Source organism: Nocardioides antri (assembly GCF_008373765.1).
Lineage (GTDB): Bacteria > Actinomycetota > Actinomycetes > Propionibacteriales > Nocardioidaceae > Nocardioides > Nocardioides antri.
Window position 1 is genome coordinate 220,937 of record NZ_VUJW01000001.1, and the last position, 24,375, is coordinate 245,311.

Sequence of the window (24,375 nt, forward strand, 5' to 3'; positions counted from 1 at the left end):
GGCCTGACGAGCACCAGCGGCGCCGCCGACCTGGCAGTGCGGACGCGCCAGTGGCGGGGCGTGATCGAGGAGTACCGCGACCTTCTCGACATCCCGGCCGACACACCCGCCGTCACCCTCCGCGAGGGCGGAACGCCCCTCGTGCACTCGGAGTGGCTATCGGGGCTCACGGGTGCGCAGGTGCACCTCAAGGTCGAGGGCGACAACCCGACCGGGTCGTTCAAGGATCGCGGGATGACTGCTGCGATCTCCGTCGCGAAGCACGAGGGCGCCGAGGCGGTGGTCTGCGCATCGACCGGCAACACGTCGGCCTCGATGGCCGCGTACGCCGCGAAGGCCGGCCTCAACCCGCTCGTGCTCGTGCCCGAGGGCAAGATCGCGGCCGGCAAGATGGCGCAGGCCATCCTGCACGGCGCGCAGGTGATCATGGTCAAGGGTAACTTCGACGACTGCCTGCGGCTCGCGAAAGAGCTCGCGGCGTCGTACCCCGTCGCCCTGGTCAACTCGGTCAACCCGGTCCGGCTCGAGGGCCAGAAGACGGCGGCGTTCGAGATCGCCGACTTCATCGGCGACGCCCCCGACTACCACCTGCTGCCGGTCGGCAACGCCGGCAACATCTCGGCCTACTGGCTCGGCTACCGGCAGTACGCCGACCTCGGCCGGACCACCCGCAAGCCGGTGATGCGCGGCTTCCAGGCGGCGGGCGCCAGCCCGCTGGTGACCGGCGAGCCGTTCCCGCACCCGGAGACCCGGGCGACCGCGATCCGGATCGGCAACCCCGCCTCGTGGAAGCTCGCCGAGACGGCCGCGGCCGAGTCCGGCGGACGGTTCGCGTCGGTGTCCGACGACCGGATCCTCTCCGCCCAGCGTGAGCTCGCCCGCCAGGACGGCGTGTTCGTCGAGCCCGCCAGCGCGGCCGGCGTCGCGGGCCTGCTGCAGGAGCTCGAGCAGGGAGAGACGTACGACGGCGCGACCGTCGTGGTCACGGTCACCGGGCACGGGCTGAAGGACACGGCGACCGCGCTGGAGGGCTTCACCGAGGCCGGCGGAGCGATCGTGGACGACGTCGTCGTGCCGGAGGTCGCCGCGGTCGCCGAGGCTGCCGGACTGTGACGACGTTCGCCACCGGCGCGGTGCGGGTCTCCGTGCCGGCCACCTCGGCCAACCTCGGTCCCGGCTTCGACGCGCTCGGGCTCGCGCTCGACCTGCGGGACCGGCTCGAGGCGGAGGTGATCGGGAGCGGTCTCGTCGTCGAGGTCGACGGGGTCGGCAGCGACGACGTACCCCTGGACGAGCGGCACCTCGTCGTCCGGGCGATGCGGGCCGCGTTCGACGAGCTCGGCGTGCAGCCGCCCGGCCTCCGGCTCAGCTGCGTCAACGTCATCCCGCACGCCCGCGGCCTCGGCTCGTCGTCGGCCGCGATCGTCGCCGGCGTCTGGCTGGCGCGAGAGCTCGTCGCCGGCGGTCGGCTGCTGCTCGGCGACGAGGGACTGCTCGACCTCGCGGCCCGGATCGAGGGCCACCCCGACAACGTCGCGCCTGCCCTGCTCGGCGGGTTCGTGATCGCCGGCCAGGACCCCGACGGCACCTTCTACGCCGTGCCGTCCGAGGTCGACCCGCGCATCGACGCCGTCGTCTTCGTCCCGCCCGAGGCGGTCTCCACCGAGATGGCGCGCGGCCTGCTCCCGAAGGAGGTGCCACACGCCGACGCGGCGGCCAACGCCGGCCGGGCGGCCCTGCTGGTCGCCGCCCTCGGCGGCCGGCCGGAGGAGCTGTGGCGCGCCACCGCCGACCGGCTCCACCAGGAGTACCGCCGACCGGCGATGCCGGCCAGCCTCGACCTCGTCGACGCGCTGCGCGCGGACCGGGTGCCCGCCATCGTCTCCGGCGCGGGACCGACGGTCCTCGCGTTCACCGACACCACCGACGGGCTGCTCGCGCGTTGCCCCGAGGGATGGACCGCGCTGCAGCTCGGGATCGACTCGCGCGGTGCCGTCGCCTGGTGATGTCCGCCACACGACGATGCGGTGGTACATTGACCGTGCGTCGTAGGTACTCGACCACTCGGTTCTCGGCGCCGCGCGTTCATCGCGCGAATCTCCTTCCTCGCCCCGGCCGGCTTCTGCCCGCCTGAGGAAGAACTGACCAATGCCCTCCCTCCTCCGCGGAGCGGAGCGGCCGTATTACGTGGGAAGGACCTCACGTGACAGAGACCCTCGAATCCACCGCCCCCGGCACCGACGGTGCCGCCGGTGCGAAGCAGGCACCGAAGAAGCGCGGTGGTGGGCTCAACACCATGCTCATCGCCGACCTCAAGGCGATGGCGAGCGCCATGGGCATCGCCGGTGCCGGCAGCATGAAGAAGGCGCAGCTGGTCGACGCCATCAAGGCGGCCCAGGGGACGCCGAGGCGCGACGACAGGCCCCAGGCGGATAGCAAGCCCAAGACCGACGACAGGCCCCAGGTTGACGACAGGCCCCAGGCGGACGACAAGGCCAGGGACGACCAGAAGCCGCAGGGCGACCAGCGGCCGAAGGCCGACGACCGGCCCAAGGACGACCAGAAGCCCCGGAGCGACCAGCGGTCGAAGGGTGACCAGCGGACCCGGGGTGAGGACAAGGCCAAGCCCGACAACAGGGCAGACAACCAGGGCAAGGGCAGCCAGCAGAAGGACCAGCCGAAGCAGGACAGCCAGCGGCAGCAGGACGGCCAGCGGCAGCAGGACGGCCAGGACCAGCAGGACAAGCAGGGCGGCCAGCCCGGTCAGCAGGGCGAGGACGCCGAGGGCGGCAGCCGCCGCAACCGCCGGCGGCGCGGCCGCGACCGGAACCGCACCGGCGCGACCACCGGCCGCAACGAGCCCGACACCACGATCCTCGAGGACGACGTGCTGGTGCCCGCTGCGGGCATCCTCGACGTGCTCGACAACTACGCGTTCGTGCGGACCAGCGGCTACCTCGCCGGCCCGGACGACGTCTACCTCTCCCTGTCGATGGTGCGGAAGTACGGCTTGCGCCGTGGTGACGCCATCGTCGGACAGGTGCGCCAGCCCCGTGAGGGCGAGCGCCGGGAGAAGTTCAACCCGATGGTGCGCATCGACAGCGTCAACGGTGTCGACCCCGAGCAGGCGCGCCACCGCCTCGACTTCGCGAAGCTGACCCCGCTCTACCCGAGCGAGCGGCTCCGGCTCGAGACCGAGCCGACCAACATGATCGGCCGCGTCATCGACATCGCGTCGCCGATCGGCAAGGGTCAGCGCGGCCTCATCGTGTCGCCAGCCAAGGCCGGCAAGACGATGATCATGCAGTCGATCGCCAACTCGATCACGACCAATAACCCCGAGTGCCACCTGATGGTGGTGCTGGTCGACGAGCGGCCGGAGGAGGTCACCGACTTCGAGCGCTCGGTCAAGGGCGAGGTCATCTCCTCGACGTTCGACCGGCCGGCCAGCGACCACACGACCGTCGCCGAGCTCGCCATCGAGCGCGCGAAGCGGCTGGTCGAGCTCGGCCACGACGTCGTCGTACTCCTCGACGGCATCACCCGGCTCGGGCGCGCCTACAACCTGGCCGCGCCGGCCAGCGGTCGGATCCTGTCGGGCGGTGTCGACTCGGCGGCGCTCTACCCGCCGAAGAAGTTCTTCGGCGCCGCGCGCAACATCGAGAACGGCGGCTCGCTGACCATCCTCGCCACCGCGCTCATCGACAGCGGCTCGAAGATGGACGAGGTGATCTTCGAGGAGTTCAAGGGCACCGGCAACATGGAGATCCGGCTGCGCCGCGACTTCGCCGACAAGCGCATCTTCCCGGCCATCGACGTCATCCAGTCCGGCACCCGCCGCGAGGAGCTCCTGCTGAGCAAGGAGGAGATGGCGATCATCTGGAAGCTGCGCCGGGTCCTGTCGGCCCTCGACAGCCAGCAGGCGCTCGAGGTGCTGCTGGAGAAGCTGAAGAAGTCGCAGACCAACATCGACTTCCTGATGCAGGTCCAGAAGACCACTCCGAGTCCCGGCACCGACGACTAGCCCGCGGAATAGGCACGCGCTCCCCAGCGCTCCTACACTGATCCGTCGGCACCGGTTCACGTCTGCACGAGGCGGACGACCCGGCGCCTCGAGAGATGAGGACACCATGAAGAAGGACATCCACCCCGACTACGTCGTGACCGAGGTGACCTGCACCTGCGGCAGCACCTTCACGACCCGCAGCACCGCGACCTCCGGCACCATCCACGCCGACGTGTGCTCGCAGTGCCACCCGTTCTACACCGGCAAGCAGAAGATCCTCGACACCGGCGGCCGCGTCGCCCGGTTCGAGGCCCGCTACGCCAAGGCTGCCAAGAAGTAGCTGCCTTCGAGCGCCGACCTTCCCGCTCCGCGGGTCGGTCGGCGCTCGTCATTTTGCTGGGGACGTCGACGAAGGGGACATCGTGTTCGAAGCCGTGGAGGGCATGCTCGCCGAGCACGCCGAGCTCGAGGGCCGGCTCGGGCTGCCCGAGACCCACGCCGACGCGCGGCTGGCCCGCACGCTGAACCGCCGCTACGCCGAGCTCGGCACGATCATCAGCGTCTGGCGCGAGTGGCAGCAGTACGGCGACGACGCCGGTGCCGCGCAGGAGCTGGCCGCCGACGACCCGGCGTTCGCCGAGGAGGTCACCGAGCTGCGCAAGCGGCAGGAGGAGGCCGCCGAGCGGCTCCGCCGGCTGCTGGTGCCGCGGGACCCCGTCGACGACAAGGACGCGATCCTCGAGGTGAAGTCGGGGGAGGGCGGCGAGGAGAGCGCGCTCTTCGCCGGCGACCTGCTCCGGATGTACACCCGCTACGCCGAGCAGCGCGGCTGGAAGGTCGAGGTGCTCGATGCGGCCGAGTCCGACCTCGGCGGCTACAAGTCGGTGACCGTCGCGGTGAAGGGCGGGTCCGCTGCGAGCACGGGGCCCGGCCAGGCGCCGTACGGCCTGCTCAAGTACGAAGGCGGCGTCCACCGCGTCCAGCGGGTCCCGGTGACGGAGTCGCAGGGCCGGATCCACACCAGTGCCGCCGGCGTGCTCGTCGTGCCCGAGGCGGAGGCCGTCGACGTCGAGATCCACGACAGCGACCTGCGGATCGACGTGTTCCGCAGCAGCGGGCCGGGCGGCCAGAGCGTCAACACGACCGACTCCGCGGTCCGGATCACGCATGTGCCGACCGGCATCGTCGTCAGCTGCCAGAACGAGAAGAGCCAGCTGCAGAACAAGGAGCAGGCGCTCCGCATCCTGCGGGCCCGGCTGCTCGCGGCCGCCCAGGAGGCCGCGGACGCCGAGGCCAGTGAGGCGCGCCGCAGCCAGGTCCGCACGGTCGACCGGTCCGAACGGATCCGCACCTACAACTACGCCGAGAACCGGATCGCGGACCACCGCACCGGCTACAAGGCCTACAACCTCGACCAGGTGCTCGACGGCGACCTCCAGCCGGTGCTCGACTCCTGTGCCGAGGCCGACATGGCAGGGCGGCTCGAGGCGCTCGAGCAGTGACCCCACGCGAGGCGATCGCGGGCGCGGTCGAGCGGCTGCGGGACGCAGGTGTCGCGAGCCCCGAGCACGACGCCGCGGCACTGCTCGCCCACGTCCTCGGCATGCCCCGGGGCCGGCTGACGTTGGTCGACAGCGTGCCCGAGCCGGCTGCCGTGGAGTTCGAAGGTCTGGTCCAGCGGCGGGCGTCCCGCGAGCCGCTCCAGCACCTCACCGGCCTGGCGGCCTTCCGGCACGTCGAGCTCGCCGTCGGGCCCGGGGTGTTCGTGCCCCGTCCCGAGACCGAGCTGCTGGCCGGATGGGCCGTCGAGCAGGCGCAGGCGCTCGCGGCGCCGGTCGTCGTCGACCTGTGCACGGGGTCCGGGGCCATCGCCCGGGCGGTCAGGGACGAGTGCCCCGAGGCCGAGGTGCACGCCGTCGAGCTCGGCGACGACGCGTTCCGGTGGGCCCAGGTCAATCTCTCCGGCTGCGACGTCGACCTGAGGCACGGCGACTTCGCGACGGCCTTCGACGACCTTCTCGGCACCGTCGACGTCGTGGTCAGCAACCCGCCGTACATCCCGCTCGAGGCCTGGGAGTCGGTCGCCCGTGAGGCCCGCGACCACGACCCGCACCTCGCGCTCTTCTCGGGTGCCGACGGCCTCGACGCGATCCGGGGGATCGCGGACCGCGCAGCCGCCCTGCTCCGTCCCGGCGGCGTGGTCGGGGTCGAGCACGCCGATGTGCAGGGGGAGTCGGCGCCCGCCGTGTTCGTCGCGCAGGGGAGCTGGGAGGAGGTCCGCGACCACCGCGACCTCAACGACCGGCCGCGGTTCGTCACGGCGCGCCGGACGGTTCGTGGCGCGGAGAACCCGGAGTGACAGGATGGACGCCGTGAGTCAGTCGGGTTCGGCACAGGTCTACGACGCCAGCGGCTCGGGGTCGGACGACGAGCGCGAGACCGCCGTCGCTGCGGCCGCGCTCGCGATCCAACGCGGCCGGCTGGTGGTGTTCCCCACCGACACCGTCTACGGGATCGCCGCCGACGCCTTCGACGCCGAGGCCGTCCAGCGGCTGCTGGACGCCAAGGGACGCGGTCGCGAGATGCCGCCGCCGGTGCTGGTCAGCACCGCGGGCACGCTCGACGCGCTCGCGACCAAGGTGCCGGACTACGCGCGGGTGCTCACCGACGCCTTCTGGCCCGGCCCACTCACCGTGGTCTGCCACGAGCAGCCGTCCCTGCGGTGGGACCTCGGCGAGACGCGGGGGACCGTCGCCGTACGCATGCCCGCCCACGAGCTCGCCCGGGAGATCCTCGACCGCACGGGCCCCCTGGCCGTCAGCTCGGCCAACCTGACGGGCAAGCCTGCGGCGACGACCGCCTCCGAGGCGGTGGCGATGCTCGGGGACCGGGTCGCGGTGATCGTCGACGGTGGCCCCAGCGGAGGTGCCGTGCCGTCGACCATCGTGGACGTGACCGCCGAGCGGCCCCGCCTGCTGCGCCTCGGGGCCATCTCGGTGGAGGAGCTCGACGAGGCCCTGCAGGAGACCGGGCTGACGGTCGACGCCGACGAGGCGACCGAGGCCTGAGCGGTGCGTGAGTACGTCCTCGTCTTCCTGGTCGCCGCGGCGGTCACCTATCTGCTGACGGTCGTCGCCCGGGAGATCGCGGTCCGCACCGGCGCCGTCGCGAAGGTCCGCGACCGCGACGTGCACGCCGAGCCGGTGCCCTACCTCGGTGGCCTGGCGATGCTCGGCGGGCTGTTCGCCGCCTTCGTGGTCGCTCGGGAGCTGCCGTTCCTCTCCGAGAGCAAGCCGTTCGTGTTCGAGGACACGCTCTCCGTCCTGGTCGCGGGCGCTCTCGTCTGCGCCGTCGGCGTCCTCGACGACATCTTCGACCTCGACGCGCTCACCAAGTTCGGCGGCCAGGTCGTCGCGGTGGGCGTCCTCGTCTACTCCGGGATCCAGTTCCGCTACTTCTTCTTCGCCGACGGCTGGCAGTTCGTCCTCGACCCGACCCAGGGGGCGTTGCTCACCGCCGGGATCGTGCTCGCCACCGTCAACGCGGTGAACTTCATCGACGGCCTCGACGGCCTCGCTGCGGGCGTCATCGGGATCAGCGCGCTCGCGTTCTTCGTGTTCTGCTACCAGCTCACGGTGTTCAACGAGGTCGAGCGCGCCACGACCGGAGCGCTGCTGTCGGCCGCGCTCGCGGGTGCGTGCGCCGGGTTCCTGGTCCACAACTTCCACCCCGCGCGGCTGTTCATGGGCGACAGCGGCTCGATGCTGATCGGGCTGGTCCTCTCGGCGACCGCGATCACCGTGACGACCCAGTTCTCGACCATCGACATCGCCCAGGGCGCCGACGGGGCGCGCGCGAGCCTGCTGCCGATGCTGCTCCCGGCCGCGCTGCCGATCCTGATCCTGGTGGTCCCGCTGGCCGACCTGGTGATGGCGGTCGTCCGCCGCACCGCCGCCGGCCGGTCGCCCTTCGCGCCCGACAAGCAGCACCTGCACCACCGGCTCCTCGAGATCGGGCACTCGCACCGGCGCGCGGTCCTCATCATGTGGATGTGGGCGGGCCTGATCGCCTTCGGCACCGTCTTCGTCAGCCTGATCGACGACCCGGCGGTCTGGATCGGCGTGGGAGCCGCGTTCGCGGTCACCGTCGGGCTCACCTTCCTGGTGCCCCTCCTGCCGGGTCGTGGGCACGTCCGCGGGGGGCGGGTCACCCCGGGACCGGACCCCGATTCGGAGACCGCGCAGACTTTGTGATAACTTTCACGAGCGCTCAGGGAGTACTCGGAAAGTGCCTCTGATCGCCCCCTGACCAGCCACGCTGAAGGGCGGCCGCCGATGCTGACGACCACCACCTCCGGACCGCTGGCCGTCGCGGCCGCGGTCACCACGGCGGTGGGCGCGGTCCTCGTTGTCGTGGCGGCTCTCGTGAGCGGCGAGGCAGCGGCGTACGGCGCCCTCCTCGGCACCGCGATCGCTGTGGTCGTCTTCTCGTTCGGCGGGTTCGCGGTGGACGCCGTTGCGCGGCTCATGCCGGTCGCCTCGCTCCTGGTCGCGCTCCTGACCTACACGATGCAGGTCCTGCTGATGCTGATGCTGTTCGTCGGCCTCAACCGGTCCGGTGCGCTCGACGACACCTTGGACCGGGGCTGGCTCGGCGGCGCGACCATCGTGGGGGTCCTGGTGTGGTCCGTGGTGCAGCTGACGGCGTCCGCGAAGGCCCGGATCCCGGCGTTCGAGACCCCCGGCGAACAGTCGGTGAACGGGTCCTCGGAGGGCATCGGTCCGGCAACGGAGGGCGGTGCGCGATGACCTTCACCCCCTGCTATTGTCCGGGGCGCAATGAGTCAGCCCGAGGAGAAGCCGAAGGGCGACCCGTGGCACGCGTTCGGCTACATCGTGGCCGGCGTCGCGTTCTATGGGCTGCTCGGCTGGCTCGCGGACCGTTGGCTCGGCACCGGGTTCCTCGTGGCGGTGGGCATCCTCGCGGGTGCCGCGCTGGGGATCTACATGACAGCCGCACGTTTCCGCGCGGACCCGCACGACAGCCCGAAATCAGACGAGCAGTGAACGCAGAGGAGACCTGGTGATCATGGCAGCCAGCGCCACCATTGCCGCCGAGGGAGGCGGTTTCCCCGCCCCGGGTCCGGGCATCTTCGACCTTCCGCCGGTCTTCGAGATCGCCGGCATCGGCGTGACGAAGCCGATGCTCCAGCTGGTGCTCGCCGCCGCGCTGGTCTTCGGGTTCTTGTACGTCGCCGCCCGCCAGCGGGCGATGGTGCCCGGCAAGCTCCAGTTCGCGGGGGAGGGCGCCTACGGCTTCGTCCGCAACAGCGTCGCCCGCGACATCATCGGCAGCCACGACTTCCAGCGGTTCGTGCCCTACCTGGTCGCGATGTTCTTCTTCATCCTGGTGAACAACCTGTTCGCCAGCATCCCGTTCATCCAGTTCCCGACGTTCAGCCGCGCGAGCATGGCCTACGCGCTGGCCGGGCTCTCCTGGATCATCTACAACGCCGTCGGCATCTGGAAGCACGGCTTCCTCGGCTACCTCAAGCTGCAGAGCGTGCCGTCCGGCGTCAGCCCGGCGATGTACCCGCTGCTGGTCCCGCTGGAGTTCTTCTCCAACATCCTGGTGCGGCCGGTCACGCTGGCCCTCCGTCTCTTCGCCAACATGTTCGCCGGCCACATCCTGCTGGTGCTCTTCGCCACCGGCGGTCTCTACCTCGTCGAGCACGTCGGCGGCATCGGCTACGTCGCCGGCCCGCTGGCGTGGATCCTCGCGGTCGCGGTGGCGTTCCTCGAGATCCTGGTGCAGGTCCTGCAGGCCTACGTCTTCGTCCTGCTGAACGCGATGTACATCCAGGGCGCGCTCGCCGACGAGCACTGACCGTCCGCTCCCGACCACAACCCCACAGTTCTCGCACGAGAAAACAACCCGAAAGGAAAGAAGCCATGGGTGGCTCTCTCAACATGATCGGTTACGGCCTGGCTGCCATCGGCCCGGGCATCGGCATCGGTCTCATCTTCGCCGCTTACATCAACGGCGTCGCCCGCCAGCCCGAGGCGCAGAGCCGCCTGCAGTCGATCGCGATCCTCGGGTTCGCGCTCGCCGAGGCGCTCGCCATCATCGGCATCGCCCTCGCGTTCGTCCTCACCGGCGAAAGCACTCAGTGACGTTCGTCGTCCCTGACGACGTCCGTTAGCTAGCGCACCCTGCGATCGACAAGGTCAGTTCCATGAAATCACTTTTCGTGATCCTCGCCGCCGAGGAAGGCCACGAGCCGAGCCCCCTCGCCGTCGAGTGGATCGAGGTGGTCCTCGCCCTGGTGGTGTTCGGCCTCCTCTTCCTCGCCATCTGGAAGCTCGTCGCTCCGAACTTCGAGAAGACGTTCTCCGAGCGCACGGCGGCGATCGAGGGCGGCCTGGCCGCGGCCGAGACGAAGCAGGCCGAGGCCGACGCCAAGCTGGCCGAGCTCGAGGCCCAGCTCGCCGACGCCCGGCACGAGGCCGCGCGCATCCGTGAGGAGGCGCGCGAGCAGGGAGCGGCGATCATCGCCGAGATGCGGGAGCAGGCCCAGGCCGAGGCCGGCCGCATCGTCGAGCACGGCAAGGCGCAGATCGAGGCGGAGCGCCAGCAGGCGGTCACCTCGCTGCGGGCCGAGGTCGGCTCTCTCGCGACCAGCCTCGCGGGCCGCATCGTGGGCGAGTCCCTCGACGACGACGCCCGCCAGGGCCGGGTCGTCGAGCGCTTCCTCGCCGAGCTCGAGACCGGGACCCCGGGGGCGAACTGATGGTGTCCTCGTTCCGAGGTGCGTCCGCCGACGCCGTCGCCGCGCTGACCGACCAGGTCGGCGACTCGGCAACGGTCGCCGAGGACCTGTTCGCGGCGGCGGCCACCTTCCGCTCCGAGGGCGCGCTCCGGCGGTTCGCCACCGACTCCTCGGTCCCGGTCGACGCCAAGACCGGCCTGGTGTCGCAGCTCTGGCAGGGCAAGGTCGACGCGGCCTCGCTCGAGCTCCTGAAGGACGCGGTCTCCCGTCGTTGGACGCGCACGCGCGACCTGGCCGACGGCCTCGAGCACGTGGGCGTCGTGGCGAGCGTCAACTCCTCGGGAGAGGACGCGGGCCGGCTCGTCGACGAGCTGTTCTCGGTGCGCTCGGTCGTCGCCGACAGCAGCGACCTCCGCAACGCCCTGTCGGACCCCGCCCGCAGCGGGGAGGACAAGGCGGCGCTGGTCGACACGCTGCTGGGAGGCAAGGTGCTCCCGGCCACGGTCACCTTGGTGAAGCAGGCGCTGTCCGGCGGCCACCGCACGATCACGGTGGCACTGGAGGAGTACGAGAAGGTCGCCGCCGACGTCCGGGGACGTGGCGTCGCCACGGTCCGGGTCGCCCGGCCGCTTCCCGAGGGCGACCTGCAGCGGCTGGCTGCGGCCCTGACCGAGCAGTACGGCCGCCCGGTGCACCTCAACGTCGTCGTCGACCCCGATGTCCTCGGCGGCATCAAGGTCGAGATCGGCGACGACGTCATCGACGGCACGATCGCCAGCCGACTCGACGACGCCCGCCGCAAGCTCGCCGGCTGACCGGCACCCACCTACGCCAGGCAACTGGCCAACGAAGACTTTCAGCAGAGAAGAGAGAAGGCGACTTCCGATGACAGAACTCTCCATCCGTCCGGACGAGATCCGCGACGCCCTCGCCAAGTACGTCGCCGACTACCAGCCCTCCGCGGCGGCCAAGGAGGAGGTCGGCACCGTCGCCTCCGCCGGTGACGGCATCGCCCGCGTCAGCGGCCTGCCGTCGGCGATGGCCAACGAGCTGCTCGAGTTCGAGGACGGCACCCGCGGCCTCGCCCTGAACCTCGAGGAGCGCGAGATCGGTGTCGTCATCCTCGGTGACTTCGACAAGATCGAGGAGGGCCAGACGGTCCGCCGTACCGGCGAGGTCCTCTCGGTCCCCGTCGGCAGCGGCTTCCTCGGTCGTGTGATCGACCCGCTCGGCACCCCGATCGACGGCCTCGGCGAGATCGAGGCCGAGGGTCGCCGCATCCTCGAGCTCCAGGCGCCCGGCGTGATGGCGCGGAAGTCGGTGCACGAGCCGCTCGCGACCGGCATCAAGGCGATCGACGCGATGACCCCGATCGGCCGTGGCCAGCGTCAGCTGATCATCGGCGACCGGTCGACCGGCAAGACCACGGTCGCGATCGACACGATCATCAACCAGAAGCAGAACTGGGACTCCGGCGACCCGACGAAGCAGGTGCGCTGCATCTACGTCGCGATCGGCCAGAAGGGCTCGACCATCGCGGCCGTCCGCGGTGCCCTCGAGGAGGCCGGCGCGCTCGAGTACACCACGATCGTCGCCTCGCCCGCGTCCGACAGCGCCGGCTTCAAGTACCTCGCCCCCTACACCGGCTCGGCCATCGGCCAGCACTGGATGTACGACGGCAAGCACGTCCTGATCGTGTTCGACGACCTGACCAAGCAGGCCGAGGCCTACCGCGCCGTGTCGCTGCTGCTGCGCCGTCCGCCGGGCCGTGAGGCCTACCCGGGTGACGTCTTCTACCTGCACTCCCGGCTGCTCGAGCGCTGCGCGAAGCTCTCCGACGACCTCGGCGCCGGATCGATGACCGGTCTGCCGATCATCGAGACCAAGGCCAACGACGTGTCGGCCTACATCCCGACCAACGTCATCTCGATCACCGACGGCCAGATCTTCCTGCAGTCCGACCTGTTCGCCGCCAACCAGCGGCCCGCGATCGACGTCGGCATCTCGGTGTCGCGCGTGGGTGGCTCGGCCATGACGAAGGCGATGAAGGCGGTCACCGGATCGCTGAAGGTCGACCTGGCGCAGTACCGCGCGATGGAGGCGTTCGCGATGTTCGCCTCCGACCTCGACGCGGCCTCGCGCCAGCAGCTCGACCGCGGCCAGCGGCTGATGGCGCTGCTCAAGCAGCCCGCCTACAGCCCCTACCCGCTGCCCGAGATGACCGTGTCGCTCTGGCTCGGCACCAGCGGTCGGCTCGACAAGGTCCCGACCGAGGACGTGCTCCGGTTCGAGCAGGAGTTCCTCGACTACCTCCGTCGCTCGCACGAGGGCCTCCTCGCCGCGATCCGGGAGACCCAGAAGTTCGAGGACGAGGACGGCGTGGCCGCGGCCTACGACAGCTTCCTGGACCAGTTCGAGACCTCCGAGGGCGGCAGCATCCGGGTCGGGCACGAGCCCGAGGCCGAGGCGCTGGCCGACGACGAGCTCGAGCAGGAGCAGATCGTCAAGCAGAAGCGAGGCTGACCCACCATGGCCGTATCGCTGCGGGAGTACCGCGCGCGGATCAAGTCGACAGAGTCGATGAAGAAGATCACGCGCGCCATGGAGCTCATCGCTGCGTCCCGGATCATCAAGGCGCAGCAGCGGGCCCAGCACGCCGCGCCGTACGCCCGGGAGCTCACCCGGGCCGTCTCGGCGGTGGCGACGTTCTCCAACGTCGACCACCCGCTGACCCGCGAGGAGGAGAACCCGAAGCGGGCGGCGGTGCTCGTGATCACGAGCGACCGCGGTCTCGCCGGTGCCTACTCCTCGAGCGTGCTCAAGGAGGTCGAGCGACTCTCGGGCCGGCTGCGTGACGAGGGCAAGGAGATCGACTACTTCCTCGCGGGCCGCAAGGCGGAGGCGTACTTCAAGTTCCGCCAGCGTCCGTTCGTCGACTCCTGGACCGGGTTCTCCGACCAGCCGTCCTACGACATCGCGGCCGAGATCGGCCGCGCGCTGATCGACGCCTTCCTGAAGGAGCAGGGCGAGGAGGGCGATGTGGACGAGGTCCACATCGTCTACACCCGGTTCCGCTCGATGCTGGTCCAGGAGCCGACCGCGGTCCGGCTGCTGCCGCTGGAGGTCGTCGAGGGGGAGGCGCCGCCCGAGGACGACGAGCTGCTGCCGCTCTACGAGTTCGAGCCGTCGGCCTCCCAGGTGCTCGACGGACTGCTGCCGCAGTACGTCCAGAGCCGGATCTTCTACAGCCTCCTCCAGGCGGCCGCCTCCGAGCTGGCCGCACGGCAGAAGGCGATGAAGTCGGCGACGGACAACGCCGAGGAGCTCATCAAGAAGTTCACGCGGATCGCCAACCAGGCCCGGCAGGCCGGCATCACCCAGGAGATCAGCGAGATCGTCGGCGGCGTCAACGCCCTCGCCGACGCCCAGGCCGCAGCGAACGACTGACCACCGACCGACTGACCCACGAAGTAATCGGAGAACACAATGACTGCAACCGCTGAAGAGGCTGTTGAGACTGGGACCACCGGTCGGATCGCCCGGGTCATCGGCCCGGTGGTCGACATCGAGTTCCCGGCCGACGCGATGCCGGAGATCTACAGCAAGCTCGAGGTCGAGGTCACCCTCGCCGGCGAGACCACGACGCTCCCGCTCGAGGTGGCCCAGCACATCGGTGACGGCCTGGTCCGCGCCATCTCGCTCAAGCCGACCGACGGCCTGGTCCGTGGCGCGCAGGTGACCGACACCGGCGGCCCGATCAGCGTCCCGGTGGGCGACGTGACGCTCGGCAAGGTGTTCAACGCCACCGGCGACTGCCTCAACCTGCAGGACGGCGAGACCCTCGAGGTCAAGGAGCGGTGGGGCATCCACCGCAAGGCGCCGGCGTTCGACCAGCTCGAGTCGAAGACCCAGATGTTCGAGACCGGCATCAAGGTCATCGACCTGCTGACGCCGTACGTCCAGGGCGGCAAGATCGGTCTGTTCGGTGGTGCGGGCGTCGGCAAGACCGTGCTCATCCAGGAGATGATCGCCCGCGTCGCGAAGGACCACGGTGGTGTGTCGGTGTTCGCCGGCGTCGGCGAGCGCACCCGTGAGGGCAACGACCTCATCGTCGAGATGGAGGAGGCCGGCGTCATCGGCCAGACCGCCCTCGTCTTCGGCCAGATGGACGAGCCGCCGGGCACCCGCCTCCGGGTCGCGCTGTCCGCGCTGACGATGGCGGAGTACTTCCGCGACGTGCAGAAGCAGGACGTGCTGCTGTTCATCGACAACATCTTCCGGTTCACCCAGGCCGGCTCCGAGGTCTCCACGCTGCTCGGCCGGATGCCGTCCGCGGTGGGTTACCAGCCCAACCTCGCCGACGAGATGGGCACGCTGCAGGAGCGGATCACATCGACCCGCGGTCACTCGATCACCTCGATGCAGGCGATCTACGTGCCGGCGGACGACTACACCGACCCGGCTCCGGCGACGACCTTCGCCCACCTGGACGCCACCACCGAGCTCTCGCGTGAGATCGCGTCGCTCGGTATCTACCCGGCCGTGGACCCGCTGACCTCGACCTCGCGGATCCTCGACCCGCAGTACATCGGTCAGGCGCACTACGACTGCGCGATCCGGATCAAGCAGATCCTGCAGCGCAACAAGGAACTGCAGGACATCATCGCGATCCTCGGTGTCGACGAGCTGTCCGAGGAGGACAAGATCATCGTCAGCCGGGCGCGCCGGATCCAGCGCTTCCTGTCGCAGAACACCTACGTTGCCAAGCAGTTCACCGGCATCGAGGGCTCGACCGTGCCGGTCGCCGACACGATCGAGGCGTTCAACAAGATCGCTGACGGTGAGTACGACCACGTCGCCGAGCAGGCGTTCTTCATGTGCGGCGGTCTCGACGACGTCGAGGCCAAGTGGGCCGAGATCCAGAAGAACCTCTGACATGGCAGACCGAACTGGCGCTGCCGACTCCGAGGCGCTGCACGTCGAGCTCGTCGCAGCGGACCGCACCGTGTGGTCCGGGGACGCGGCGATGGTGATCGCGCGGACGACCGAGGGCGACCTCGGCGTCCTGCGCGACCACGCGCCGGCTCTGTCGCTGCTGTCCGAGGCCGTGGTGGAGATCCAGGTCGACGGCACCGACGACGTGGTCGTCGCAGCGGTCGACGGTGGCTTCCTGTCCGTGGCCAACAACCGGGTCTCGATCCTCTCCGAGCACATCGAGCTCGGCGAGGAGATCCACGTCGACAAGGCGAAGGCCGAGCTCGAGGAGGCCCGCGGACTGATCGGCGCGAACAACGAGGCCGAGCGCCGTGTGCGTCGCGCCGAGGCGCGGCTCCGCGCTGCCGAGAAGGTCTCCTCGGGCGCTAGCCACTAGCGACGTCCTCGATGGCATGGTGGGAGTGGCTGGTCGATGTCGCGGGCATCGCGCTGCTCCTGCTGCTGGCGTACGGCGTCGGCCTGGTCGTCCGGCGCCGGATCCTGGCACGGCACGGCGGGACGTTCGAGCTCAGCCACCGGCTGACCGCTGACACCGACGGCCGCGGCTGGGTGCTCGGCCTCGGCCGCTACTCCGGCGAGAAGCTCGAGTGGTTCCGCATCTTCACGCTGTGGCCCAAGCCGAAACGGGTCTGGTACCGCGAGCAGCTGACGTACGACGGCCGGCGCGAGCCGGTCGGCGCCGAGCAGGCCTCGCTCTACCCCGACCACGTCGTGATCCGGTGCGCCTCTCGCTCCGGGGACGTGGAGCTCGCGATGAGCCTGGCCTCCCTCACCGGGTTCCAGGCCTGGCTCGAGGCCAAGCCGCCGGGGACGGACTGGAACCGCTAGGGAGCCCGCGGGTCACTCGTCGAAGAGCCCGCGGATGTCCTCGGCGTCGATGCCCTGACCCATGGCGCCCTCGCCGTCGATGACCCGGGCGAAGAGCTCGGCCTTGCGGTCCTTGAGCTCCATCACCTTCTCCTCGATGGTGTCGGCGGCGACGAGCCGGTAGACGTGGACGTGAGCGGTCTGCCCGATCCGGTGGGCACGGTCGACCGCCTGGGCCTCGGCCGCGGGGTTCCACCACGGGTCGAGCACGAACACGTAGTCGGCCTCGGTCAGGGTGAGCCCGACCCCGCCCGCCTTGAGGGAGATCAGGAAGACCGGGGCGCCGCCGGACCGGAACTCCTCGATGACGGCCCCGCGGTCGCGCGTCGAGCCGTCGAGGTAGGTCGCGCCGATGCCCTCGGTGGCCAGCCGCGCCCGCACCCGGGTGAGGAACGAGGTGAACTGGCTGAAGACCAGGGCGCGGTGGCCCTCGGCCGTGATCTCCTCGAGGTGCTCGACCAGCAGGTCGAGCTTGGCCGACCCCACCGTGTCGTGGGCGGGGTCGACCAGCGCCGGATCGAGCGCGAGCTGCCGCAGCTTCGTGAGCGCACTGAAGATGGCGACCCGGTTGCGGTCGAAGTCCTCGACCAGCCCCAGGATCCGCTGCCGCTCCTTCGCCAGGTGGGTGTCGTAGATCTTGCGGTGTCTCGGCTCGAGGACGACGTCGAGCACCTGCTCCTGCTTCGGCGGCAGGTCGTCGGCCACCAGCTCCTTGGTCCGGCGCAGCAGGAACGGCCGGATCCGTGCGCGGAACCGGTCGAGCGCAGCCCGGTCGCCACCCCGCTCGACGGGCCGGACCACCCGCTCGTTGAACAGGCGCGGCCAGGGGTAGAGACCCGGCACCGTGATCGAGAGCAGGGCCCAGAGCTCCATGAGCCGGTTCTCGAACGGCGTGCCGGTGACGGCGAGCTTGAACGGCGCGGCCACGGCCCGCGCAGCGGCGTAGGTCTTGCTCTGGTGGTTCTTCACCTGCTGCGCCTCGTCGAGCACGAGGCCGCCCCACGCCACCTCGGCGTAGCGCGCGCGGGCGAGCCGCAGCACGGTGTAGGTCGTCACCACGAGGTCGCTCTCGGCGGCGACCGCCGCGACGTCGTCGGTACGGCGACTGCACACGCCCACCCGCAGCCCGGGCGCATGCTGCGCGGCCTCGTGGACCCAGGCGGTGACGACGCTGGTCGGAGCCACCACGAGGAACGGCCCGGCTTCGGGCCGCCGCTCACGCGCGAGCCTGACCAGCGCGAGGACCTGGAGCGTCTTGCCGAGGCCCATGTCGTCGGCCAGGATCCCGCCCAGGCCGTGCTCCCAGAGGAACGCGAGCCACCAGAGCCCCTCGCGCTGGTAGGAGCGGAGCTCGGTCGCCAGCCCCACCGGCTCCGGCCGCGGGATCTCGACCAGGTCCCGCAGCGCCTGCGCGCGGGCCACCCACTCGGCCGCCTGGGCGTCCACGATCCCGGTCTCGGCGAGCTGCGCCCACAGACCCAGGTCGTGGGTCCCGACGCCGATGCGGTCGCCGTCGCTCTCCCGCAGCTCGGCGGCGGCCGCGACCACCTCCCGGAGGCGGTCGAACTCGGGACGGTCGGTGGTGATGAACAGGCCGCTCGGCAGGACCAGGAACTCGTGTCCGAGGGTGATCGCGGCGATCACGTCGGGCAGCGGGATCCGCTCGCCCTCGACGTTGACGGTCACCGCGAGGTCGAGCCAGTCGGTGTAGCCCTCCTCGGCGTCAGGCTCGACGACGTCGAAGCTGATCTCGGGCGCCGACGTCGCCTCGCGGAAGTCCGGCCGCTGCACCTCGACGACCTCGATGTCCGGCTGCTCCCGCAGGTGGGGGAGGTCGTGGATCGCGAGCGAGAGGGCATCGCCGTCGCGGACGGTCCGGCGGCCCAGGAGCTCTGGCGGCACGGTTGCCCGGACCGCCGCCTCCGCGCGGCGGTCGCGGAGGCCCTCGAGCAGGTCGCGGTCGTCGAGCGCGCAGCGATGGGCGTCGTCGTAGCGCCATTCCCAGGTGAGGTCGGCCTCGGTGGAGCTGCGCCAGCTGACGGTGACGACGAGGGTCGGCCGCACCGGCGCCGGCACCTCGACCGAGCCGTCGGGGGAGCGGACGGTCAGATGCCGCAGCAACGGCGCGACCCGGCCGCGGAAGCTCTCGAGGTCGGCGGCCGGCACCTCCAGCGGACCGTCCTCGATCAGCCGGCGGGCGACGGAGGGGACGTCACGGTCGAGCTCGGCGACCTGGAGACGGCCGTCGTCGAGCAGCGCGACGACCCGGTCGTGGCCGACCAGGATGACCTGCCTGCCCTGCCACATCAGGCCGTCCGCGTCGACGCCGAGGGTCAGCCGCGCCACCTCGCCGTCGCTCGTGATCTCGGCGGCCAGGCTGACGGGCTTCTCGCGGATCGTCACCGAGGTCAGCGGCGCCACCGGGACGAGCTCGACGCCCGCCGCCTCTGCGGCGCGGAGCATGCGCGGCAGGTGGGGGCCGAACTGCGACAGGGACGGAGCGGTGCCGGCGGCCTGGTAGCCGCGGTGCCGTTGGAGCGCGGCGTGGAGAGCACCCACGGCGTCGGCGTGCTCGGGCAGCAGGCTGCGCGCCAGGACGGCGCCCGGGATGTCGGACCAGTCGGCCCCCGACCTGATCCACGCCTGCTTGGCGCCGGGCCGCAGCGGCCGCAGGCCGACCACCGGGCCGTCGTCGCGGTAGGAGTAGATCCGCCGCTCGTCGAGCGTGAACTGCAGCGCGAGCGGGAACTGCTCGACCTCCCGGTCGGCGGTCCGGGAGAGGTCCTCGACCAGCGACCCCAGCTGGCGCTCCCACTCGGGGACCCGCCCCGCCGGCGCATGACCAGAGCGGATGCTCAGCGCGACCGCCGCGCCGTGCTTGCACATGTTGCGCACCGGGCAGGTGCACAGGCTGAAGATCCAGCCAGTCGTCGACGCCCGGCTGCGCCCGCTCGGCCGGCCGACCTCGCAGTGCAGCTGGACGTGGTACGGCGACGCGGCCGTGCCCTGGACGTAGGCGGTCGCCGTCACCGAGCCCGTGCTGAGCTGCTGCAGGTGGGGCGGCCCGTCCAGCCGGTCGAGGTAGCCGTGGGCGCGCTCGATCGTCTCGGGGGCGAAGTGCTCCTCGAGGAAGTCGTCGGTCAGGGCAGCGAGAACGTCCACGGCCCGACCATCGTGGCACGCGACCCGGACATCAGTCGGTCGCTGTCCCCAGGTGCCGTTCAGGGTGCTGCCGGACGTACTGACGCACGGGCACCGGCGCCGTCTCGCGGTAACCGACCGGCAGCCACAGGTCGCCGATGGTCGACACGTAGATGATCTGCCAGTTCACCAGGCTCCGCAGCGTCCGCGGGTCCTGCTCGAGGATGGCCGCGTAGGCGAGGATCCCGTCGACGTACCCCTGGTGGTTGTTGTAGCGGTAGAGGGCGTTCTCGACACCGGGCCCGGAGGTGGTGCCGGTGTCGCCGCCGTTCGCAGCGAGGTAGTTGGCCGCCCCGAGGATGGCGTCGTGCGGGTCGTTGATGTCCCCCTCGCCATAGGCCGCCCAGGTTGAGGGGATGAACTGCATCGGCCCCTGGGCGCCGGCCGTCGAGATGCCGTCGATCTTCCCGAAGCCGGTCTCGACGAGGTTGATCGCGGCGAGGAGCTCCCACGCGACGCCGTGGGTGCGCTCGCCCTCGCGGTAGTAGCGCAGCAGCTCGGCAGTCGGCTCCGGGTCGCGGATCTCCCACGCGGGCAGCTCGTCGGACAGCGTGGAGAGGACGCTGCGCAGCGATTGGCGGGCCTCGATGTGCAGCTCGGCGATCCGGCGGAGCCCGCCCAACCGGCCCAGCACCCGGTCCTGCCACTGCGGCGTGCGGGCGAGCTGGCGGTAGAGGATCTGGGACTCGAACGCCGCCGCTTCCAGCGTCTCGGGATCGGTGGTGTCCGACCGGACCAGCCGCTCGGCGGCGACGAGCCGGGTCGCGAGCTCATCCGGGCTGCCGGCCAGGTCAGTGCTCGGCCGCGGGGCCGTCTCGTCCTGCTCGTCCTGCTCGTTCTTCGGGTCCTTCGGGTCCTGGTCCGGTCGTCCCGGCCTCTCCTCGGAGGTGCGGTCCCCGTCCGGCGGATCGGTTTCGGTGTCGCTGCACCCCGAGAGGAGCAGTGCCACCACTGCGACCGCGACCAGCAGCGGCCTCACTTGCCGCGCTCGCCCCCGGGGACCCAGAGCACGTCGCCGTTCTCGCGGTTCGCGTAGCGGGCGAGGATGAACACCAGGTCGGAGAGCCGGTTGAGGTAGGTGATCGCCGGCTTGTTCATCGTCTCGCCGTGGACGGCGTAGGCCGCCCACGCGGAGCGCTCCGCACGTCGTACGACGGTCCGCGCGACGTGGAGGTGCGCGGCGGCCGGGGTGCCCCCGCTGAGGATGAACGAGCGCAGCTTCGGGAGCTGGTCGTTGTAGTGGTCGCACCAGGCCTCGAGCCGGTCGACGTAGGCCTGCTCGACGCGCAGCGGCGGGTACTCCGGGTTCTCGGTCACCGGGTTGCACAGGTCGGCTCCCACGTCGAACAGGTCGTTCTGCACGTGGACCAGGACCGCGACCACGTCGTCGTCGAGCCCGCCGGTCGCGATCGCGACGCCGAGATGCGCGTTGGCCTCGTCGACGTCGGCGTAGGCCTCGAGCCGCGGGTCCGTCTTCGTGGTCACGCTCATGTCGCCGAGACGGGTCTCGCCGGCGTCACCTGTGCGCGTGTAGATCCGGGTGAGGTTGACCATGCCCAGAGCGTACGGCGAGGGCGTGTGTGACCCACGACACACCGAAAGTGTTAGCGCTCCGCATGCAACCGAATCGGTCTGTCCCGCGTCATGGTGGGTAGAGACACCACCGAACGTCTCGGGCGAACGCACAACAGGCGGAAGGGGGAGGACATGCAGATCATGACCGATGGCCCGATCCTCCTGCTGAGCGGCGACTTCGACGTCCGCAGCACGGGTGAGGTCCGCAATGCGGTCTACGACCACCTGCGCGGCAACGACGAGGGCGCGATCACGATCGACATGACCGAGGTCGAGACGATCGACCTCACGGCGCTCAAGGTGCTCGCGGTCGCCAGTCGGTTCGCCCTCCGCAGGGGCCAGCGGATCGTGCTGCGTGGTACGTGTCCGGCGGTGCGCCGCATGCTCCACCTCAGCCACCTGGTGCGGTTCTTCGAGCTCGAGCGCGAGGCCATCCCCGCGTAGCAGACGTTTCGGCCGTGTCGGAAACCCCACATGTCCGGGGCGTTACCTGGCAGTAGCTCTAGCCCTAGGCTTCGCTGTATGAGCGAGTCGAAGAGCGTTCACCCCCAGAAGGACCGGCCCTGGGTGATGCGCACCTACGCCGGACACTCGACGGCTGAGGCGTCCAACGCGCTGTACCGGACCAACCTGGCGAAGGGCCAGACCGGTCTCTCCGTGGCGTTCGACCTCCCGACCCAGACCGGCTACGACCCCGACAGCCCGCTGGCCCGCGGCGAGGTCGGCAAGGTCGGCGTTCCCGTCCCGCACCTCGGCGAGATGCGCAAGCTCTTCAAGGACATCCCACTCGCCGAGATGAACACCTCGATGACGATCAACGCGACCGCCATGTGGCTGCTCGCGATGTACCAGGTCGTCGCGGAGGAGCAGAACCCCGACCTGTCGCCCGACGAGGTCGCCGCGCAGCTCGCCGGCACCACGCAGAACGACATCATCAAGGAGTACCTCTCGCGGGGCACCTACGTGTTCCCGCCCGAGCACTCGCTGCGGCTGATCGCCGACATGATCGCCTACACGGTCCACCAGATCCCCAAGTGGAACCCCATCAACATCTGCAGCTACCACCTGCAGGAGGCCGGCGCCACGCCCACGCAGGAGCTCGCCTACGCGCTCTGCACCGCGATCGCCGTGCTCGACCAGGTCAGGGACTCCGGCCAGGTGGACGAGGCCGACTTCGAGAAGGTCGTCGGCCGCATCTCGTTCTTCGTCAACGCCGGCGTCCGGTTCGTCGAGGAGACGTGCAAGATGCGCGCCTTCAACCAGCTGTGGGACGAGATCACCCGCGAGCGCTACGGCGTGCAGGACCCGAAGATGCGGCGGTTCCGCTACGGCGTGCAGGTCAACTCGCTCGGCCTGACCGAGGCGCAGCCGGAGAACAACGTGCAGCGCATCGTGCTCGAGATGCTCGGCGTGACCCTGTCCAAGAACGCCCGGGCCCGCGCCGTCCAGCTGCCGGCGTGGAACGAGGCGCTCGGCCTGCCGCGTCCCTGGGACCAGCAGTGGTCGCTGCGGCTGCAGCAGGTGCTGGCGTTCGAGTCCGACCTGCTGGAGTACGACGACATCTTCGACGGCTCCCACGTCATCGAGGCGAAGGTCCAGGAGCTGGTCAAGGGCGCCAAGGCCGAGATCGACCGGGTCCAGGCGATGGGCGGCGCGATCGCGGCCGTCGACTCCGGCTACATGAAGCAGGAGCTGGTCTCGGCCCACGCTGCCCGGCGCGCGCGGATCGAGGCCGGTGACGAGGTCATCGTCGGCGTCAACAAGTTCGAGACCACCGAGCCGAGCCCGCTGACCGCCGACCTCGACGGGGCGATCATGGCCGCCGACCCGGAGGCGGAGAAGTCCGCACTCGCCTCCGTCGAGGCGTGGAAGGAGCAGCGCGACGAGGCCGAGGTCGCCGACGCGCTCGCGAAGCTGGCCGAGGACGCCAAGAGCGGCGTGAACCTGATGACCGCCACCCTCGCCGCCGCCCGGGCGGGCGCGACGACGGGGGAGTGGGCGGGGACCCTGCGCGAGGTGTTCGGCGAGTTCCGGGCCCCGACGGGCGTCACCGGCGCGGTCGGCGTGGCCGAGGCGGGCGCCGAGCTCACCACGGTCCGCGAGGCCGTCAGGAAGACCGGCGAGGAGCTGGCCGGGCACTCCGGCGGCCGACTGCGGCTGCTCGTCGGCAAGCCCGGGCTCGACGGCCACTCCAACGGCGCCGAGCAGGTCGCCGTACGCGCGCGCGACGCGGGGTTCGAGGTCATCTACCAGGGCATCCGGCTGACGCCCGAGCAGATCGTCGCCGCCGCGGTGGCCGAGGACGTCCACTGTGTCGGGCTCTCGATCCTGTCCGGCTCGCACATGGAGCTCGTTCCCAGCGTGCTCGACGGCCTCAAGGAGGCCGGGATGGGCGACGTGCCGGTCATCGTCGGCGGCATCATCCCCGAGTCGGACGGGCGGCGCCTGGTCGAGCTGGGCGTGGCGGCCGTCTACACCCCGAAGGACTACGGCCTGACCGAGATCATGGGGGGCATCGTCCAGGTGATCCGGAAGGCCAACGGGCTCGACTGATCAGCCGGCGTCGATCACCCGGGCCAGCGAGTCCGGGTCGCGACCGACGACGGTGGTCCCGTCCGAGGCGGTGATGATCGGCCGTTGGATCAGCCGCGGCTGGTCGACCATGGCCTCGAGCCACGTGTGGCGGTGCTCGGCGTCCTTCGCCGGCAGCGTGACACCGAGCTTCTTGGCGTCCCCGGTGCGGGCGATGTCCCACGGCTCGAGCCCGAGCCGGGCGAGCACGTCCTCGAGCTCGGCGACGGTCGGCGGCTGCTCCAGGTAGCGCCGTACGACGTACTCCTTGCCCGAGGCCTCCACCTCGCTGACCGCCGTCCGGCACTTGGAGCAGGCGGGGTTCAACCAGATCTCGATCACCACAGCACCTTAGGACCGTCCTGCGATCTGTCACCCACGTGACAACATC

At 70.7% G+C, this 24,375-nt stretch carries 25 protein-coding genes; 21 read left to right on the forward strand and 4 right to left on the reverse strand.

Features of this window, described 5'->3' with window-relative positions:
- Window positions 1–3: 3 nt before the first annotated feature.
- The 19 genes from thrC to F0U47_RS01165 all read left to right on the forward strand — a co-directional run bounded on the left by thrC (window position 4) and on the right by F0U47_RS01165 (window position 16,598).
- On the forward strand, window positions 4–1,113 hold the full coding sequence (gene thrC / locus F0U47_RS01075; RefSeq protein ID WP_438362047.1) for a threonine synthase: 1,110 nt from the start codon (window positions 4–6) through the stop codon (window positions 1,111–1,113).
- Window positions 1,110–2,006 (forward strand): homoserine kinase, encoded by an 897-nt coding sequence (gene thrB / locus F0U47_RS01080; RefSeq protein WP_149748464.1) that lies wholly within the window; start codon window positions 1,110–1,112, stop codon window positions 2,004–2,006. The genes thrC and thrB overlap by 4 nt, the downstream gene beginning before the upstream one ends.
- A 197-nt stretch (window positions 2,007–2,203) precedes the next feature.
- The gene (rho, locus tag F0U47_RS01085; RefSeq protein ID WP_149748465.1) at window positions 2,204–4,024 is read left to right on the forward strand and encodes a transcription termination factor Rho; all 1,821 of its coding nucleotides are present in this window, start codon (window positions 2,204–2,206) and stop codon (window positions 4,022–4,024) included.
- A gap of 106 nt (window positions 4,025–4,130) precedes the next feature.
- Window positions 4,131–4,346: a 50S ribosomal protein L31 gene (rpmE, locus tag F0U47_RS01090; RefSeq protein ID WP_149748466.1), complete on the forward strand. Its 216-nt coding sequence runs from the start codon at window positions 4,131–4,133 to the stop codon at window positions 4,344–4,346.
- 82 nt (window positions 4,347–4,428) lie between these two features.
- Window positions 4,429–5,508 (forward strand): peptide chain release factor 1, encoded by a 1,080-nt coding sequence (gene prfA / locus F0U47_RS01095; RefSeq protein WP_149748467.1) that lies wholly within the window; start codon window positions 4,429–4,431, stop codon window positions 5,506–5,508.
- Window positions 5,505–6,365, forward strand: coding sequence for a peptide chain release factor N(5)-glutamine methyltransferase (gene prmC, locus F0U47_RS01100; protein WP_149748468.1), 861 nt, complete (start codon window positions 5,505–5,507; stop codon window positions 6,363–6,365). The genes prfA and prmC overlap by 4 nt, the downstream gene beginning before the upstream one ends.
- A 13-nt stretch (window positions 6,366–6,378) precedes the next feature.
- Window positions 6,379–7,074 carry an L-threonylcarbamoyladenylate synthase gene (locus tag F0U47_RS01105; protein ID WP_246159360.1) on the forward strand — a complete coding sequence of 232 codons (696 nt, stop codon included), beginning with the start codon at window positions 6,379–6,381 and terminating at the stop codon, window positions 7,072–7,074.
- 3 nt (window positions 7,075–7,077) lie between these two features.
- Window positions 7,078–8,259: a glycosyltransferase family 4 protein gene (locus F0U47_RS01110; protein ID WP_149748470.1), complete on the forward strand. Its 1,182-nt coding sequence runs from the start codon at window positions 7,078–7,080 to the stop codon at window positions 8,257–8,259.
- Window positions 8,260–8,340: 81 nt separating this feature from the next.
- Entirely contained in the window at window positions 8,341–8,814 is a 474-nt protein-coding gene (locus F0U47_RS01115) for a hypothetical protein (RefSeq protein ID WP_149748471.1), read from the forward strand.
- Window positions 8,815–8,844: 30 nt separating this feature from the next.
- A complete protein-coding gene (locus F0U47_RS01120) occupies window positions 8,845–9,072 on the forward strand; it encodes an AtpZ/AtpI family protein (RefSeq protein ID WP_149748472.1) in 228 nt (75 codons plus the stop codon).
- 22 nt (window positions 9,073–9,094) lie between these two features.
- Complete coding sequence (atpB, locus tag F0U47_RS01125; protein WP_149748473.1) at window positions 9,095–9,892, forward strand: F0F1 ATP synthase subunit A; 798 nt, start codon at window positions 9,095–9,097, stop codon at window positions 9,890–9,892.
- 65 nt (window positions 9,893–9,957) lie between these two features.
- Window positions 9,958–10,179 carry an ATP synthase F0 subunit C gene (gene atpE, locus F0U47_RS01130; RefSeq protein WP_118925418.1) on the forward strand — a complete coding sequence of 74 codons (222 nt, stop codon included), beginning with the start codon at window positions 9,958–9,960 and terminating at the stop codon, window positions 10,177–10,179.
- Window positions 10,180–10,241: 62 nt separating this feature from the next.
- The gene (locus F0U47_RS01135; RefSeq protein ID WP_149748474.1) at window positions 10,242–10,796 is read left to right on the forward strand and encodes a F0F1 ATP synthase subunit B; all 555 of its coding nucleotides are present in this window, start codon (window positions 10,242–10,244) and stop codon (window positions 10,794–10,796) included.
- A complete protein-coding gene (locus tag F0U47_RS01140; protein ID WP_149748475.1) occupies window positions 10,796–11,590 on the forward strand; it encodes a F0F1 ATP synthase subunit delta in 795 nt (264 codons plus the stop codon). The genes F0U47_RS01135 and F0U47_RS01140 overlap by 1 nt, the downstream gene beginning before the upstream one ends.
- Window positions 11,591–11,660: 70 nt before the next feature.
- Entirely contained in the window at window positions 11,661–13,298 is a 1,638-nt protein-coding gene (atpA, locus tag F0U47_RS01145; protein WP_149748476.1) for a F0F1 ATP synthase subunit alpha, read from the forward strand.
- Between the two features lie 6 nt (window positions 13,299–13,304).
- On the forward strand, window positions 13,305–14,222 hold the full coding sequence (locus F0U47_RS01150; RefSeq protein ID WP_149748477.1) for a F0F1 ATP synthase subunit gamma: 918 nt from the start codon (window positions 13,305–13,307) through the stop codon (window positions 14,220–14,222).
- A gap of 39 nt (window positions 14,223–14,261) precedes the next feature.
- Window positions 14,262–15,710, forward strand: a complete 1,449-nt coding sequence (gene atpD / locus F0U47_RS01155; protein ID WP_149748478.1) for a F0F1 ATP synthase subunit beta — start codon at window positions 14,262–14,264, stop codon at window positions 15,708–15,710.
- A gap of 1 nt (window position 15,711) precedes the next feature.
- A complete protein-coding gene (locus F0U47_RS01160; RefSeq protein ID WP_149748479.1) occupies window positions 15,712–16,146 on the forward strand; it encodes a F0F1 ATP synthase subunit epsilon in 435 nt (144 codons plus the stop codon).
- 11 nt (window positions 16,147–16,157) lie between these two features.
- Complete coding sequence (locus tag F0U47_RS01165) at window positions 16,158–16,598, forward strand: DUF2550 domain-containing protein (protein WP_149748480.1); 441 nt, start codon at window positions 16,158–16,160, stop codon at window positions 16,596–16,598.
- Window positions 16,599–16,610: 12 nt separating this feature from the next.
- On the opposite strand, the gene F0U47_RS01170 is transcribed toward F0U47_RS01165, so the two are convergent.
- The 3 genes from F0U47_RS01170 to F0U47_RS01180 are packed head-to-tail and all read right to left on the reverse strand — an operon-like array spanning window position 16,611 to window position 21,392.
- On the reverse strand, window positions 16,611–19,799 hold the full coding sequence (locus F0U47_RS01170; RefSeq protein ID WP_149748481.1) for a DEAD/DEAH box helicase: 3,189 nt from the start codon (window positions 19,797–19,799) through the stop codon (window positions 16,611–16,613).
- 31 nt (window positions 19,800–19,830) lie between these two features.
- Window positions 19,831–20,817 carry a lytic transglycosylase domain-containing protein gene (locus tag F0U47_RS01175; protein WP_149748482.1) on the reverse strand — a complete coding sequence of 329 codons (987 nt, stop codon included), beginning with the start codon at window positions 20,815–20,817 and terminating at the stop codon, window positions 19,831–19,833.
- On the reverse strand, window positions 20,814–21,392 hold the full coding sequence (locus F0U47_RS01180; RefSeq protein WP_149748483.1) for a cob(I)yrinic acid a,c-diamide adenosyltransferase: 579 nt from the start codon (window positions 21,390–21,392) through the stop codon (window positions 20,814–20,816). The genes F0U47_RS01175 and F0U47_RS01180 overlap by 4 nt, the downstream gene beginning before the upstream one ends.
- Window positions 21,393–21,545: 153 nt before the next feature.
- On the opposite strand from F0U47_RS01180, the gene F0U47_RS01185 reads away from it, so the two are divergent.
- Together F0U47_RS01185 and F0U47_RS01190 are read left to right on the forward strand one after the other, a co-directional pair.
- Window positions 21,546–21,857 carry an STAS domain-containing protein gene (locus F0U47_RS01185; RefSeq protein WP_149748484.1) on the forward strand — a complete coding sequence of 104 codons (312 nt, stop codon included), beginning with the start codon at window positions 21,546–21,548 and terminating at the stop codon, window positions 21,855–21,857.
- Window positions 21,858–21,935: 78 nt separating this feature from the next.
- Complete coding sequence (locus tag F0U47_RS01190) at window positions 21,936–23,966, forward strand: protein meaA (RefSeq protein WP_149748485.1); 2,031 nt, start codon at window positions 21,936–21,938, stop codon at window positions 23,964–23,966.
- Here the strand turns inward: F0U47_RS01190 and F0U47_RS01195 are convergent, their stop codons facing one another.
- Window positions 23,967–24,326, reverse strand: a complete 360-nt coding sequence (locus F0U47_RS01195; RefSeq protein WP_246159361.1) for an ArsC/Spx/MgsR family protein — start codon at window positions 24,324–24,326, stop codon at window positions 23,967–23,969.
- Window positions 24,327–24,375: the final 49 nt, after the last annotated feature.